The 16,228-nt window shown below is 42.4% G+C and carries 13 protein-coding genes and 1 riboswitch; of the genes, 8 read left to right on the top strand and 5 right to left on the bottom strand.

Annotated features, from left to right (window positions below; translation table 11 throughout):
* Positions 1 to 322 precede the first annotated feature (322 nt).
* From G610_RS0116480 to G610_RS0116470, 3 genes are all read left to right on the top strand, one after another.
* A complete protein-coding gene (locus G610_RS0116480; RefSeq protein WP_026525650.1) occupies positions 323 to 2,200 on the top strand; it encodes a threonine--tRNA ligase in 1,878 nt (625 codons plus the stop codon).
* An 83-nt stretch (positions 2,201 to 2,283) separates the two neighbouring features.
* The gene (locus G610_RS0116475; RefSeq protein WP_026525649.1) at positions 2,284 to 3,969 is read left to right on the top strand and encodes a glycosyltransferase family 39 protein; all 1,686 of its coding nucleotides are present in this window, start codon (positions 2,284 to 2,286) and stop codon (positions 3,967 to 3,969) included.
* Between the two features lie 62 nt (positions 3,970 to 4,031).
* The gene (locus G610_RS0116470) at positions 4,032 to 4,631 is read left to right on the top strand and encodes a hypothetical protein (protein WP_196809861.1); all 600 of its coding nucleotides are present in this window, start codon (positions 4,032 to 4,034) and stop codon (positions 4,629 to 4,631) included.
* A gap of 74 nt (positions 4,632 to 4,705) precedes the next feature.
* Here the strand turns inward: G610_RS0116470 and G610_RS23215 are convergent, their stop codons facing one another.
* The 3 genes from G610_RS23215 to trkA all read right to left on the bottom strand — a co-directional run bounded on the left by G610_RS23215 (position 4,706) and on the right by trkA (position 7,777).
* Positions 4,706 to 4,861, bottom strand: a complete 156-nt coding sequence (locus G610_RS23215; RefSeq protein ID WP_155831054.1) for a FeoB-associated Cys-rich membrane protein — start codon at positions 4,859 to 4,861, stop codon at positions 4,706 to 4,708.
* 103 nt (positions 4,862 to 4,964) lie between these two features.
* Positions 4,965 to 6,410: a TrkH family potassium uptake protein gene (locus G610_RS0116460; protein WP_026525646.1), complete on the bottom strand. Its 1,446-nt coding sequence runs from the start codon at positions 6,408 to 6,410 to the stop codon at positions 4,965 to 4,967.
* A 2-nt stretch (positions 6,411 to 6,412) separates the two neighbouring features.
* Positions 6,413 to 7,777: a Trk system potassium transporter TrkA gene (trkA, locus tag G610_RS0116455; RefSeq protein ID WP_026525645.1), complete on the bottom strand. Its 1,365-nt coding sequence runs from the start codon at positions 7,775 to 7,777 to the stop codon at positions 6,413 to 6,415.
* 212 nt (positions 7,778 to 7,989) lie between these two features.
* On the opposite strand from trkA, the gene G610_RS0116450 reads away from it, so the two are divergent.
* Together G610_RS0116450 and bilS are read left to right on the top strand one after the other, a co-directional pair.
* The gene (locus G610_RS0116450; protein WP_026525644.1) at positions 7,990 to 8,394 is read left to right on the top strand and encodes a hypothetical protein; all 405 of its coding nucleotides are present in this window, start codon (positions 7,990 to 7,992) and stop codon (positions 8,392 to 8,394) included.
* Positions 8,395 to 8,406: 12 nt separating this feature from the next.
* Positions 8,407 to 8,958 (top strand): flavodoxin family protein BilS, encoded by a 552-nt coding sequence (gene bilS / locus G610_RS0116445; RefSeq protein WP_026525643.1) that lies wholly within the window; start codon positions 8,407 to 8,409, stop codon positions 8,956 to 8,958.
* 105 nt (positions 8,959 to 9,063) lie between these two features.
* On the opposite strand, the gene G610_RS0116440 is transcribed toward bilS, so the two are convergent.
* Positions 9,064 to 12,237 (bottom strand): insulinase family protein, encoded by a 3,174-nt coding sequence (locus G610_RS0116440; protein ID WP_026525642.1) that lies wholly within the window; start codon positions 12,235 to 12,237, stop codon positions 9,064 to 9,066.
* Positions 12,238 to 12,512: 275 nt separating this feature from the next.
* Here G610_RS0116440 and G610_RS0116435 point away from each other — a divergent pair, with 275 nt between their 5' ends.
* A complete protein-coding gene (locus tag G610_RS0116435) occupies positions 12,513 to 14,087 on the top strand; it encodes an alpha-amylase family glycosyl hydrolase (RefSeq protein WP_026525641.1) in 1,575 nt (524 codons plus the stop codon).
* Positions 14,088 to 14,150: 63 nt separating this feature from the next.
* Here G610_RS0116435 and G610_RS0116430 read toward each other — a convergent pair whose 3' ends face one another.
* Positions 14,151 to 14,378 (bottom strand): hypothetical protein, encoded by a 228-nt coding sequence (locus G610_RS0116430; protein WP_026525640.1) that lies wholly within the window; start codon positions 14,376 to 14,378, stop codon positions 14,151 to 14,153.
* A gap of 136 nt (positions 14,379 to 14,514) precedes the next feature.
* On the opposite strand from G610_RS0116430, the gene G610_RS0116425 reads away from it, so the two are divergent.
* Together G610_RS0116425 and G610_RS0116420 are read left to right on the top strand one after the other, a co-directional pair.
* A complete protein-coding gene (locus tag G610_RS0116425) occupies positions 14,515 to 15,363 on the top strand; it encodes a TraX family protein (RefSeq protein ID WP_081667561.1) in 849 nt (282 codons plus the stop codon).
* A gap of 19 nt (positions 15,364 to 15,382) precedes the next feature.
* Positions 15,383 to 15,466: riboswitch (ZMP/ZTP riboswitch) on the top strand.
* 49 nt (positions 15,467 to 15,515) lie between these two features.
* Positions 15,516 to 16,223: an IMP cyclohydrolase gene (locus G610_RS0116420; protein ID WP_026525638.1), complete on the top strand. Its 708-nt coding sequence runs from the start codon at positions 15,516 to 15,518 to the stop codon at positions 16,221 to 16,223.
* The last annotated feature ends 5 nt before the right edge of the window (positions 16,224 to 16,228 follow it).

The raw sequence follows: 16,228 nt of genomic DNA, 5'->3' as shown, positions 1-16,228 counted from the left end.
GATGCGGACACCTTCCCCCAGAGGGGGAAGGCGTTTTTTATCTTATAGGAAATTCCTACGGATTTCCTATAAGATAAAAAACACTCCGTGTGGATGCGCAGCTCGCGGAATTGAAGTTTATTGCTTCGCAATGTCTTCGTTCCACTTCGGTCGTCGCAGAGCTGATGTCCCCCGGACATCATGCGACGCTCGCGCGCGAGGATTTCGCAAGCGAAATCCTATTTCATTTTTTGTCCTTCCCCCTTTGGGGGAAGGTGCCCGAAGGGCGGATGAGGGTTAAAAATATTAACTGTACCCGGTAGGTACGGAGAAGGAGAGTACTATGACAAAAGAAGAATTTAAAGAAGTGTACAGACATTCACTGGCACACATCCTGGCAAAAGCCGTAATCGAGATTTACGGTAAGGAAACCCAGTATGCAATTGGTCCGCAGGTGGCAGACGGTTGCTACTACGATTTTGTTTTGCCGGGGGCTGTAACTGAGGATGATTTCAAGACCATCGAGGATAAGATGCGTGAGATTATCAAGAGAAGAGAGGACTGGACCAGGAAGGAAGTATCTAAGGCAGAAGCTTTAGAAATTTTCGCTGACCAGAAGTTCAAGAAGGAGCTCATCGAGGATCTTCCTGAGGGAGAGACAATCACCACATACAACACAGGTGATGACTTCATCGATCTTTGCAGAGGACCTCACGTTGAAAACTCTCAGGAGCTTATGAATGTTTCCTATAAGATTAAAGCCGTTTCAGGTGCTTACTGGAGAGGTGATGAGAAGAGAGATTCCATGACAAGAATTTATCTCTATGCATTCCCTTCCAAGGATGAGCTTAAGGCTCACCTTAAGATGATCCAGGAAGCTCTTGAGCGTGATCACAAGAAGATCGGTGCTCAGCTTGATCTTTTCATGTTTGATGAGACAGCTCCCGGAATGCCTTACTGGCTTCCCAGAGGATGGAGAATGTACCAGAAGCTCCTTAAGTTCTCAAGAGATATTCAGGAGAGACATGGTTACACAGAGATCGCAGCTCCTCTTATCGACAACAAGAAGCTTTGGCTTATCAGTGGTCACTGGGCTCACTACATCAACAACATGTTCATCGTACCCGGAATCGCAGGTAACGTTCAGGCAGATACTGTTATCCCTGATGTAGCTGAGAGCATGGATGAGGATGCACCTAAGGCACCTGTTAAGATCGAGAGAGGTTCTGTAATTTATAACAGAGAGGCTATCGATACAATGGGCGCTAAGCCTATGAACTGCCCTAATGCCATGATGACATACAAGAGAACAGTTCATTCTTACAAGGAACTTCCTATCCGCTACAGCGAGTATGATGTTCTTCATAGAAAAGAGAAGTCAGGACAGATGAACGGTCTTTTCCGTGTTCAGGAGTTCAGACAGGATGATGACCATACATTCGTAATGGAATCACAGATCCAGGATGAGATCGCAGATATCATCGCAATCGCAGACGAGATCTACAAGACATTCGGCGTTACATACAGAGCTGAGTTCTCAACACGTCCCGATGATTTCATGGGTGATATCGAGGTTTGGAACAGAGCAGAGACTGCTATTAAGAACATTCTTGATAAGACCTATGGCGAAGGTGGCTATGAGATCAACGAAGGCGATGGAGCTTTCTATGGTCCTAAGATCGACCTTCAGATTAAGGACGCTCTTGGAAGAGAGTGGCAGTGCGGTACAGTACAGCTTGACTATCAGCTTCCTCACAACTTTGGACTTACATACCAGGCTCAGGACGGAAGCCTTGAGATGCCTGTAGTTATCCACAGAGCCATCTACGGTTCACTTGAGAGATTCATTGGTATCATCATCGAGAACTTCAAGGGTGCGTTCCCCTTCTGGCTCAGCCCTTACCAGGTTGGCGTTGTTCCGATCCGTGTCGAGCACAATGAGTATGCTAAGAAGGTAGCAGACCTTCTCTTTGAGAACGGCATCGATGTTGAGGCTGACTACTCCGACAACAACATGAAGGAGAAGATCAAGAAGTTCAAGAACTACAAGGATCCGTACATCATCGTTCTCGGTGATAAGGAAGCTGCTGAGAATACAGTTTCTATCAATGTTCGCGGCTCCAACAAGCAGATTCAGAATGTACCTCTTGAGAAGTTCGTAGAGATGTGCAAGAAGATGAACGCTGAGCATACACTTGAGCTGATTGACAGCATTGAGTAAATAGCCTTCCCCTGGGGAGGAAAATAAAAGCCTTCTCCTCAAAAGAAGAGAAGGTGTCAGCGCAGCTGACGGATGAGGTTTTAATGGATAACAGTACCGATTCAAAAAATATATGGGATTCGGTGCAGAAAACCATAGGCATTCTGCTGTACATTATTTCTGCAGCGATGATAGCTTTTTCGGTTTATCTGTGCTTTAGTCCCGATATATGGTATGACGAGCTTTTCAGCATAGAGTTTGCCATAAGACCTGTACCAGAGATGGTTAATTTAACAGCGGCGGATGTACACCCGCCGCTGTATTATATTATCGTGCATTACGCCATTGAGATTGGAAGCCGTATAGCCCGGGCTGTGGGCTTTACAGGTGGCCTTGGCAGCGAGTTTGGCACGATGTATTTACAGGTTTTAAGTGCGAAATTATCCTGTGTAGTGCCCTATGTGATACTTTTTATCTATGGTATTACCTGTATAAGGAAAAGGCATGGTTTGCTGGCAGGAGGACTGTTTAGTGCAGCTATGATAGCTATGCCGAATCTGGCGGAATATACCGTTGAGATACGTATGTACAGCTGGCTTATTCTGTTTGTAACGGCTATGTGCATTCACACGAAGCCCTTCATTACAGGCGATGTAAATGGCAGGATGGTGAGAGGACTTGATATTAAAAAGGCTTTTCCTGTGTTTATTTACGGCCTTTTGGCGTGCTATACCCAGTACTATGCAGCAATTGCAGTAGCGTCTGTCTATGCCTTTTTGGTGGTTTATTCAATACGCAAAAATGTATGGCAGCTGGGGATAGTATTTATCATAATGAACCTCACCTTTATATGTTATCTTCCGTGGATAAGCGTGGTTTTCTCACAGGCAGGTACTGTATCAGAGAATTATTGGATACTGCCCCTTACCTGGAGAAGCCTTGGCGGTATTGCCAAGTATCTTCTTTTGTCGTCGTTTACCAATGTGATGGTGGGATATGTCTTTGTGGGATTGTTGCTGGTAATGATCCTGCTTGCGGTTTTCCTTGGACGTAAGAATGTGTACATGTGGTTCTTGTTTGCTCCTATAACAGGAATTGTCATTGCGGGTTTTGTGGCATCTATCCTTATCAGGCCCGTATTTGTGTACAGATATATGATGCCCGGTATGGGAGCTTTCTGGTATGGTATCATAATGGTGCTGTTTTCTGACAAGAAATCCGTGGCTACAGGAAAAGATGATAAGTCTGCTATTGATGAAAACAGCGCTGCAAAAGCAGATGGCGATAAAAAGAATGCATTTGGCGGCATCTTAACCTTGGCTGTTCCGTTATTTGCAATTGTTATGTCAGTGGTTATTATTCGTGACTTCTGGGCCTTTAGAGGGAATGAACTCTATAAACGTGTAAATATGGCCGAAACAGGCAGGCTTTTTACAGAGCTTAAGGCAGAGGACGACCTTGCGATTATCACCAATTTTGACCACGTAAACGGGCTTATTTCGTATTATCTTAATCAGTCAGGTAAAGAGATTCCGGTTTACCTCTATGGAGCACAGCCAGAAGCTCTTATAGAGAAGATGATAAAGGGTGTATCTCAAATCGAGAAAGCGACTGAAATCAGACAGCTTATAGAGAACGGTAAGCACGTCATTTTCCTTGGAAGCTTTAATTCCAGGGAGGATATTGTGGCAGACTGGGAGAGTAACTACGGAATATTAAATGAAAATAAGGGCAGCTATCTCATGGAGAGATACTGGTTTGATGTTTTTGATCTGTCACTGGCAGACTGATGGTCTTAAAAGGCGTTTATAGCTGTTTTAACAGTATCAGATCAGAATTAAGGAGAATTTGTTTGATGAAGAAAAAGGGAATGGTATTTGCGCTTATATTTGCTTTTTTGATATGCGCAGTACCTATGCAAACAAAAGCAGATATGAAGGAGCTTCCGGCAGCTCAGTATTGCTCGGTTGTAATTCCTGAAAGCTTCAAGGTGACCGATGTTCCCGGAATGTATGTGAATGAGCATTATCCCTTGGAATCTGCCAATGTCACCTATGGAGTAAAAACACTTCCGGAAGACAGGGTTCTTACCAATGCTCAGAAGGCAGCAGGAGAATCTGAGTCAGCAAGCGAAGTGGACATACGCTATGATGAGCTTACTAAGGATATGTATGATGAGATCATGAAAGAGAACTACGAAGCTCTCTATGGTGATGGCATAGGATATACCATTGAAAACTTTGAGGATATCCAGAAGGACGGTTTCCCCGGATATCATATAATATCTTCATTTACTCCTGAGGGTTCACAGATGATCCATCAGGAAACATTTATCATTCTGTCTCAGAACAGGGTATTTACTGTTGTATATTCAAGAGCAGAGGATGATGACTTTACAGAAGCATTTGCGCAGAGTATGGAGTCCATTCACGTGATTCGTAAGAACCGGTAAAAAAGATTCTCTTGAAGAAAATCAAATAGATTACAAGAAAAGGGATATGACATGGTGCCATATCCCTTAATTTTTCAGGCTTTCTTAGATGGGCAAGTGGCACTTCCGCAGTTACATGTTCCTGAGGAGCAGCCAATGCATTGTCCCTTCTTTTTCTTACCTATTATAAATCTGATATCCAACACAATGAGTGCTACGACGATCAATAAAATAACTATACTTGCTATCATTTCAATACCTCTTTCAAATGAGAATGGTTATCATTTGAAGTTAGTATATGCTAACGAACTTTATTTGTCAAGTGAGCCTGTTCAACGTATGCAGTAGCACTTATTATCTCTTAGTCCAGTTCTTAGGTGAGAAGAGGATGAGCATCGGGAGAAGCTCAAGTCTTCCTGCCAGCATATCAAACATAAGGACGAACTTTGAAAGGTCTGAGTAGGCACCAAAGTTACCTGTAGGACCTACCATTGAAAGACCGGGACCTATGTTATTAAGAGTAGCAGCAACCGCGGTAAAGTTGGTCTCATAATCGAATTCATCGATAGAGATAAGCAGCGTTGAAATAATGAAGATTACAACGTACATGCTAAGGTATGCAGATACTGATTTAACAACGGACTGATCAACGGGATTTCCGTCCATATATACCTTTTTAACTGACTTTGGATGAACGATATAGGTCAGCTCATTTTTCATGGCTCTTATCAGAATAAGGAATCTTGAGAGCTTGAAGCCACCGCCTGTTGAACCTGCGCAGGCACCTGTAAGCATGAGACATGCAAGAAGTGTCCTTGCCAGCTGAGGCCAGGTGTTGAAATCAAGAGTCGCAAAACCTGTTGTTGTCATTACAGAAGCAACTGTAAACAATGAATGATGGAATGACTCAAGAGGAGTTGCTGTAGCCCCCTGCTTATAGATCATATACGCAATAAGTGAAGCGGCTCCAAACATAAGCACCAGATAGAGCTTAACTTCATCATTGTTAAGGGCTTCCTTTGGTCTTTTGGTAATCAGGTAGTAGTATACGCTGAAGTTGATACCACAAATTATCATAAATATGGTGATAACTACCTGTGACGCATAGCCAAAACCGCCAATTCCTGCATTGTTAATACCAAATCCTCCGGTACCAACTGTAGCAAAGGTTGCTGTCAGTGCTTCGTATGCATTCATTCCTGTAAAAAGAAGGCAAACGGTCTGAAGAATGGTAATTCCAAAATAAATTGAATAAAGAATCTTTGCGGTCTCTCTTACCTTGGGAACAAATTTACCAACGGAGGGACCCGGGCTCTCTGCACGCATGATGTGCATACTGTAGCCGCCTGCCATGGGCATGATCGCAAGGATAAATACCAGCACACCCATACCGCCGATCCAGTGTGTGAAGCATCTCCAGAACTGAACACTGTAGTACATCTCTACATCTGAGAGAATGGTTGACCCTGTAGTTGTAAGACCGGATATGGTCTCAAAAAGAGCATCCACATAGCTTTTTGTAACGCCCGTAAACTGGAAGGGCAGGGCACCTATGAGACTTATGGTGATCCATGTAAGTGCTGTGACCACAAAACCTTCTCTGGCATAAATAGCCTGGTTGGTCGGCTTTTTATAAGTTCCCGCAAAGCCGAAAATCAGGCAAGCGGCAATAATTATTGCAAATACCTCTGCGCAGAAGAATTCTCCGTAAATAAATGCAACTATCAGAGGCAATATCATTAAAAGTCCTGTAATCTGCACAACTCTAAAGAGCAGAAAACGTATCATATTGAAGTTCATTTTTATTTCTCCAGAATGTCAGCGATGTCAAGAAGACCAACCTGACTTGTTATTATTATGACGGTATCCTCCGCCTGTATTTCGCTTGAGCCCTTAGGTGAAATGATCTCACCCTTTCTGTTTATAAGAGATACAAGCACGCCCTTTTTAAGGTGCATATCTGAAAGAGGAGTGCCTATAACCGGAGAATTCTCTGGAACGAAGAACTCTAATGCCTCAACTCTTCCGTCATTCATCTTATAAAGTGCCTCGATGCTGTTATTGCCCATGGAATTACTCATTCCGCGGACATACTGCACGATTCTCTGAGCAGTGATGTTCTTGGGATATATGATACTTCCAATCTGCAGTGAGCCTATGATCTCGCCGTAGTTGACGCGGTGAACCTTGGTAATAAGCTTTGCCTTGGGGTTCTGGCTCTTTACATACATGGAAAGCATGATGTTTTCTTCATCAAGACTTGTCATGGCAACAAATGCCTCTGTGCCAACAAGACCTTCTTCCATAAGAGCATCCTTGTCTGTTCCGTCAGCGTTGATGATAAGTGCCTGAGGCAGGAGATCCGAAAGTCTCTTGCATCTGTCAAGATCTCGCTCAAAGAGTTTTACATCAATGCCAAAGGATATAAGCTGGTCTGCCAGATAATATCCTGTAGAACCACCGCCTATGATCATGGCCGAGTGGACTCTTGTGGTAGGAAGACCGATTTTTCTGAAAAACTCTGCGATACTTCTTGATGCGCCCACAATAGTAAGCTCATCATTGGCTCTAAGTACAAAATCACCGTTAGGAATTGATACTTCATCTGCTCTTTGAACAACGGCGATAAGGACTTTACTCTTTATCTCGCCCTGGATTTCCCTAAGAGATTTGTTGCAGATGCGTGATGACTCAGCAACGGTCATGTGTACGATTTCTGCGCGGCCGCCTGCAAAGGTTTCGATGCTGGTAGCAGCAGGGAATTTAAGAAGCTTTGCTGCTTCGTTTGCAGCAAGCTCTTCAGGATTAACAACAAGAGAAAGACCAAGCTCTTCTTTAATAAAGCTGATTTCCTTTTTATAGATAGGATTCTTAACTCTTGCGATGGTGTTGCAGTGACCTGCTTTTCTTGCAATAAGACAGCACAGAAGATTCAGCTCATCATTACCTGTTACAGCAATCATAAGGTCGGCATACTCAATGCCTGCGTCTCTCATGATCATGTAACTGGCACCGTTACCTACTATGCCCATTACGTCGAAGTTATTTACAACGCTTTGAATAACGTCTTTTTTCTGTTCGATGACAGTGACATCATGGCCTTCGCCACTAAGCTGTTCTGTCAGCGCTGCGCCTACGTTTCCGCAGCCTACAATTATAATCTGCATTTATTTGCCTCCAAAAAAGTCGATACGCATTCAATTATACCACTTTCCAAATTATAAAGGAAAAAATAATAGGTCTTTAGAATGCAGAAATAAGCCATTAATGATTTTTTAAGAATGATTTATAGCCCGTTAATTGCTTTTTCAACCCACAAAACCTATACTCTGTGGTAAGTGAGGGGATTTATCTATTTTTAAAAGGAGATTAAACAATAGTGAAAGATTTTCTCTATAGGTTTTTCCGGGGAAGATACGGCGCCTATGGCTCTGACAGAATGACCAGAGTTATGGTTGTGATAGCTGTTATCCTGCTGGTTTTATCCTTCATATCGCCCCTTAGTTTATTGTATTATGTGGCCTTTATAATACTTTTTTATTGTTATTTTCGGATGTTTTCCAAAAATATACCTGCCAGATACAAAGAAAATGAGTTTTTCGTAAAACACACCGATAAGGTGATCGGCTTTTTTACCGGTATAAAAGATAAGTTCACCGGGCATAAGGCGTATCACATATATAAATGCCCCGGATGCGGACAGAAGATCAGAATTCCGCGGGGAAAAGGCAAGGTTGCCATCAGGTGTCCGAAGTGCGGCAGGGAGTTTGTAAAGCGGACGTAATTTGAGGGTGAGATGCTTAAATACTTAGTCGTGTACGCCAGTGAAACAGGGAATACTAAAAAGATAGCGGACGAGATTTTCCAGGCGCTTCCTTCCGATTCAAAGGAGGAACTTAACGTCAGAAGCTGGAATGGCAGACACGACGCAGAGACCTATTTTATCGGGTATTGGGCAAACAGAGGGACCTGCTCCCTGGAAATAATCGATCTTATTACATCACTTCATAATAAAAATGTGGCTTTCTTTGGAACCTGCGGACTTGGAAATGACCAGGCATATTACAGGCAGATAGAACAGATCGGAACTCTGTGGCTGCCTGAGGATAACCATTATCTTGGCGGGTACTTCTGTCAGGGCAGTATGCCGGCGCAGATAAGAGAAAGGTATGAAGAACTTCGCGGCAGATATGACGAAGAAAAGCTGGACAACCTGCTTACGATCTTTGATGAGGGTCGAAGGCACCCGGACAAACAGGATCTGCTAAAAGCAAATGTATTTGCGGATACTGCCATACACAGGATTCCGAGCAGTGATAATTACAAAGGATTCAGAGACATGTTTTAAGGACTTCATCACTTACACTTAATAAGTAATGAAGTCCTTTTTGATGCTTATAACTGATGAGGCGGCACGGAAAGTGCTGCCTCACCGGATATCAGATTATAGGCATTAATTATTCTTAAAATTCAAAACTTCGTCAAAGGCATCCTTGTCGGCATTGATCTTTGCTTCATTACCTGAAGTTGCCATAGATGCGTTTTTAAAGAGCTTTTCTAAGCTTTCAGTAGCCTCAGCCTGCATGCCGGTATTGGAATTTTTCATATCATTTACCGTCTCTAAATAAAGCTCCTCATCAACTCCCAGAATGTCTCTTCTGATTCGTTTGACAGTATCACTCCAGATACCGGTGGCTTTGGTATCTTCACCGTATGCATTCAGAATATAGCCTGTAAAATCGGCCTCATCCAGAGTGGCGGTTTTGAGAAATTCAGGAATCTCTAAAAGCGCTTCAACGGATTCCTTTACGTTAGGATCTGAATATGTATAAGAAGTCAGATCATAGCACCTTGTTGTGGAATAACATCCCGCTGAATAAGCACCCATCCGGAATCTTAGAGTGGGAACTACGTATTTATCACTGGCTGCATAAAGGAAAGGTATGTATGCGCCCCGGAAGTTTTCATCATTTCTGAAATCTGCATCAAGAACAGTATGGTTCTGAGTAGTTTCAACTATTATTCCTGTTCTGAGAGCAGGTACGGGCAGCTCATATTTTTCTGCACTTTCTTCGCTTTCAGGAAGAGCTTCAAAAACCTTTGCTGCGGTCTTTACTACTTCCTCATTTTCTGTCTTGTCTGCTACAGATGAGAAAATGAGATTTGTCTTTGTAAAGGCCTTTTTTCTTACTGATTCAACATCGGCTATAAAAGAATTATAAGCTTCATCATTGTCTAAATTTTTATCAAGTTCAGATATGTAGTCATAGAATCCTGCATCATAAATATCCAGAGAGAATTTTTGTGTGTCGGCAAGAGTGGTCGTTCCGGATGCCTGTGAGTAGGAGTTTGCCAAAGAATACGCATCGGCTTTTGCAATGTTATAGGCTTCACGGTCACGGGAAATGACATACTTGATATCCTGGCTGTCATTTAAATCTGTTTCAGTCATTACATTCATAACAAGATCAAGAGCCTTATCAAAGTCCTCATTTAATCCCTTCCAGAAAATATCCAGCATTGGCCTGTGATTTTTTCCTGCCTCTTCATTGGGGTGTAAGAGGGAAACAGAGAAGTTGTTCAGGTACTCGCTGTCAAGAAGCGAAAGCTCATCGGTACTGTATTTCGAGGTATTAGCTTCAAAGATGAAATTGGTATAAAGCATAAGGGCGCCGATTTCTTTCTTGGTCAGGTTACTGAGATCAAAGTAGATATCATAGCAGCCGCCTTTTGCTGCATCAACGCTTCCAAGATAATATGTGATGCCGTTTTCTTCTCTTTTCTCTAATGATGGTGTTTCATATTCCGGAAGATCCTTAAGATCCATTTGGAAATCGTTATTTGAAAGCTCATTCTGATTCCACTCATTGAATTCTTTGGTCTTTTGTACTAATTCCTGTATTTCTTCATCAGTCATCCTGGCTTTTTTATCTGCCAGGTAATCAAGTAATTTCTGATCAAACTCTTCAGCAAGGCCGGGCTTTGGCACGCAGGCAATAAGAATGCTTCTTGCAGGTGTAAGAACAGATTCTGCAAGCTTTTTAAAGGTCTGTTGCTCCTCATCTGCGATAAGGGCCTCAAGAACTCTTTCATATTGTTTAAAATAGTCAACTCTACCGGTTCTTACCCAATAAACGTTATAGACATCGCTTAATTCTACTCCGACATTTCCTGCATCTCTCATGAAAACAGTGTTAAGTTCTTCTTCCTTAACATCTGCTTCAAAGATTTCCTTCGGAACTCCGTTTTTGGAAATTTCTGAAAGAGTATATTCAGCTATATCCTTAAGAGTCTGCATCTGATCTTCATTGGCGTATTCCATGGAAAACAGAAGCATTGGTTTTGCTGTATCTGTAGCTATTTGGACAAAAACAGGATTAGAAATGCCATCTTCAAGCAGCTTTTTATTCATGCAGGATGAGTTATTATTGATCAGTGACGTTAAAAGATTCCACTGAATAAGTTCATCATCAGTAGCATCTTCCATATCGATGCCATAATAAATGATTCCGCTGTCCTCTACAGAATCACCTTCATAAGCGGGGATATATTCGACCTTTTCAACATATCCGTCCTCTGCATGTGGATCTTCATACTGACTGAGGTCTGTTCCGTTTATTTCATATTTTGACAGATATTCCGTATCCAAAAATTCTAAGAATCTGTCGATATCCAGGTCGCCGTAGAGAGAAATAAGACTATTGTCGAAATGATAGTATCTTTCATAGGTCTCAAGTGTATGTTCGTAGGTCAGATCATCGTAGTGATACTCAGCCATACCGATCATATTGGAGGCTATCTGACCGGGGAACATATTATCAAGAACAAAATTGAGGGAGACATCGCCGGTATCAGTTAAAAAGCCGTAATCCTCAGCATAAACCGTACCATTGATTCCAATGTCACCATCAGGATCATCCAGTTCGAATCTGATAGCTTCTCTGTCAAAAATCTTTTCATTTTCCAAAATATCCGGGGCAACCATACAACTCATGTATGCATCCATCAGGGTCATAAGCTGATCCTGGCTCATGGATGAAACCGGATAGAACGTGACGTTCATACCTGTATGAGCATTTATATAAGTGTTGTAGGATTTATTGGCAAGATCAAAGAACAGATCCTGGGATGGATATTTAGCAGAGGAGGCAATTATAGCATGCTCGAAAACATGGTTCGTATCAGTTTCATCTATATAGGGAGTTTTGTAGGCAATACAAAAAGAAACTTCCGGATCGGAATTTTTGGTGTAGATCAGATCAGCACCGCTTTTTTCATGCTTGAAGGTATAGAGATCAGAACTTAGAAGGCGGCTTGAGTAGATATCATTAAGTTTAAAGCCGTGATAGGTCTCGCCAACGACCATATCGGATGAGGATGTCTTTTCGCTTGAATCTGCAGAAACTTCGGCTTCATCATCAGCACTGGCTTTTGCAGCATCACCCTCTTCAGAGTCGGCTTCACTTTCAGCAACATCGTTAGTATCGGCATCCGCTTCGTTTGTGTCCGCGGATTCCGAGGCAGTTTCTTCAGTACCGCCGGTAGCCCCGTCATTGGCAGGCGAAGTACAGCCGCCTCCCACGACCATAGTGGCTGCAAGTAAAATTGCAAGAATTCGTTTATTCATTTTATATCCTCCAACATCTTTTTGAACCAAATATCGATCATATTGGCTGCAATCAATTATAGAATGAAAAGCCTGAGCCTTGTTTGGTTTAATCAAATGTTTAGCATCTTTTAAGATATTATTTATAGCATGAGAACACCGAGCAGTAGATAAGGCGCCTTATTTTGTTATGGAATATGCCTGTCCTATCTGCTAATATAAATAAAGCAAATAAGAAAAACGTTTTCCGAAGCGAAAATACTGGTAAAACTAACACACAAAGGGAGGAACAAAATATGCCGGCTTGGTTAAAGGATGCAGTTTTTTATGAGATTTATCCCCAGTCATTTTGTGATACAAATGGCGATGGAATAGGTGATATCGAGGGTATCATCACAAAGCTTGATTACGTAAAGAGTCTTGGTGCCAATGCGCTATGGCTTAACCCCATCTATGATTCACCATTTAAGGATGCGGGCTATGACGTAAGAGATTATAAGAAGGTAGCAGAGAGATACGGCACAAACGACGATCTGGTTCGTCTTTTTGAGGAAGCACATAAAAAGGGAATAAAAGTTCTTTTAGACCTGGTTCCGGGACATACATCAGAGGAGCATGAGTGGTTTAAGAAAAGCTGCGAATATGAGCCCAACGATTTATGGAACAGATATATCTGGACAAACGGTGCCTTCTGCGGAATCGGTGGACACCCCTATATCGGCGGCGAGGCTGAGAGAGATGGCTGCTATATGCTGAACTTCTTTAAGTGTCAGCCGGCTCTTAATTACGGCGTTCTTAACCGCACAGAGCCCTGGCAGATGCCAACTGATCACCCTGACTGCATAGCCACAAGGGAAGCCATGAAGGATATCATGCGCTTCTGGCTTGATAAGGGCTGCGATGGCTTCCGCGTAGATATGGCTGATTCTCTTGTAAAAGAGGATGATGAAGTAAAGAGCGCAACAGGTGCTATCTGGCAGAATATCAGAGAAATGCTTGATAAGGACTATCCCGAAGCGGCTCTTGTATCTGAGTGGAGTAATCCCGAGTGCGCCCTTAAATACGGCTTCCATGCTGACTTTTATCTTGATCATCACGGAAATGGTCTTAACGTTCTTTTCAGAGATGGTGAGACAGAGGGCGGAGACCACAGCTATTTTAAAAAGGATGGCGGCGACAGCCCCATGAGATTCCTTGCTGATTATGAGCACAAGTACGAGAACTCCAAAAAGTACGGTTATATCAGCTTCATAACCTGTAACCACGACACACCAAGATGCACCAAGACTATGGACATTGCTGAGCTTAAAGTGGCATATTCCTTTATTTTCACAATGCCCGGAGTTCCGTTCCTTTATTACGGCGACGAGATCGGTATGAGATATCTTGAAAAGGTAAAGACAAAAGAGGGCGGCTTCCAGAGAACAGGCTCCCGTTCGCCCATGCAGTGGGATAAGTCTGCGAAAAACTATGGCTTTTCAGATGCTGATGGCGATAAGCTTTACATTCCTGTAGACGCTTCAGCTGATGCTCCCACAGTAAGTACTGCTGAGGCAGATGCCGACTCGCTTATTCACACAGTTCGTAGTATAATAGCCCTCAGACATGACAGAGAGGACCTTCAGGCAGATGCCGATTTCCGGGTTGTCTATGCAAAAGAAGGCGAGAGGTCCTTTATCTATAAAAGAGGAAGCCTTGTAATTGCAGTTAATCCCGGCGAGAAGGAAGAGAAGGTAAATAGAAAAGACTGCGCCGATATTCTCGCTAAAGAAGGAGAAATAAAGGGCGATCTTATTTATGGAATCGGAACAGCGGATTTAACTGATGATGCCCTTGTACTTGGTCCTCAGTCCTTTGCGATCTTTGAATAATGCGGAGTGCTTTTATGAAATAAAAAAGCAGAGCCTTTTATGGCTCTGCCTCTAATCTTTTATTTAGTCCACCCGCATAACTGTCAGGAATATCGCCACTAAAATGAGCAGCACAAATATGGTGAATATAATGGTAAGGATTTTCGCAAACAGCGAATACTCCTTCCATTCACCATTGAAGAATACAAAGCGAACGAACACAAGCATGAACATCAGCTCAGCTATGATTATGATCGCATCATATATGATATTTATCAGAGTTATTGATGCCATAAAGCACGGGTTTAGCATTTTGTTGCCTTCCTTAATAATGGCTACAGTGCCGTATTCTTAAGCTGATTATAAGCTACAAATGTTATTTCGTTCAATTATGTATCTATGAAAAAAATATTACTAAATCTTAAATAACGGATGTCGGATACAATATATGTTTGATATTTTTAAACGGAAATACAGTTTCATATCATCAAGTACTCTCAAGGTAATAGCTATAGTCACAATGTTTATCGATCATGTGGCGGCAGGAGTTTTGCTCTATATGATAAGGGAAGGCATGTATCCCTTTGGCATGGACAGAGAACAGATCATAGTTGTCTATGACTGGATGAGACATATCGGAAGGCAGTCATTTCCGATATTCTGCTTCCTTCTTGTAGAGGGACTCTTTCACACAAAGAACTTAAGGAAATATGTTCTGAACATGGCCATCTTCAGCATAATCTCAGAGCTGTTCTTTGATATTTTATTCAAGGTGAGAGTGGACGTTGCTAATCCAAATGTCATTCAGCTATTGCAGGAAAACTGGGAAAAGGCAGGAAGTAATACCAACGTCTTTTTCACACTTTTGATAGGGCTTTTGGTCATTTGGATGATGAAGCTTATTGAGGATCGATTCTTTGATGAGAATGAATTTTCATTCCTTGGTTTTACAGTGAACAATCCGCTATATATGCTTCTTTACTACATGCCTGCAGCGGTTGGCGGTATGATAGCCTGGAAGATAGGATCTGATTACACCTTTTGGGGTGTGACTCTCATAGCCATATTTTTTATATTCAGGAATCAGCCGCTTCTTGCAAGTATTTTCGGATATGTTTTTTTATCAAATATGGGAGGAGAAGCCTGGGCCCTTCCGGCCTTCATACTGATCTATTTTTACAACGGCGAAAGAGGCTTTATTAAAGGCAATTACAAGTATGTGGTATACGCATTTTATCCGCTGCATCTGCTGCTTTTATTTATTGTTCGCCTGGCAGTTTTTGGTATTGCAAATTAAAAAAATATCGTGTAAATTATATGTGTCGTACGACTGACGGATTTGTGGAATACCACAGGGGAGTACGATGAATATTGAATTGTCGACCGTCTGGGCAGCCGCTTGATTAGGCATGCTCAGGCGGTTTTTTAGTACATTTTTAAGGAGAGACAATGGTTAATTTAGCAAAAGAACTCAGATCCAATTCATATCCGGGACGCGGAATCGTCATCGGCACAAGCTCAGATGGCAAGTATGCTGTAACTGCATATTTCATCATGGGAAGAAGTGAGAACAGCAGAAATCGTATTTTCGCCACAATGGGTGACGGAATCAGAACAGAGGCCTTTGATCCTGCAAAGCTTGAGGATCCCAGCCTTATCATATATGCACCTGTAAGAGTAAGAGGAAACGACACCATCGTTACTAACGGTGATCAGACAGATACAATTTTCGACCTTATGGAGGCAGGCCAGTCCTTTGAGGAGGCTCTCAGAACAAGAGAGTTTGAGCCCGATGCTCCTAACTACACACCTCGTATTTCAGGTCTTATGCACATCAAGGACGGCGAGTACAATATCTCAATGTCAATCTTAAAGAGCAATCATAACGATCCCTCATGCTGCCTTAGATTTACTTACACCTATGACAAGCCGGTAGCAGGCACAGGTTATTTCATCCACACCTACATGGGAGATGGCAATCCGCTTCCCAGCTACGAAGGCGAGCCTACAGAGGTTGAGATCTCAGGCGACATAGATACATTCACAGACATGGTTTGGGAGTCACTTAACGAAGACAATAAAGTATCACTTTTTGTACGTTATATCGATATCAAGACCGGCCAGTTCAAGACACGTATCGTAAACAAGAATCAGTAATTAAG

Source organism: Butyrivibrio sp. MB2005 (assembly GCF_000424285.1).
Lineage (GTDB): Bacteria > Bacillota > Clostridia > Lachnospirales > Lachnospiraceae > Butyrivibrio.
This window is presented reverse-complemented; position numbering and strand designations above follow the sequence as displayed.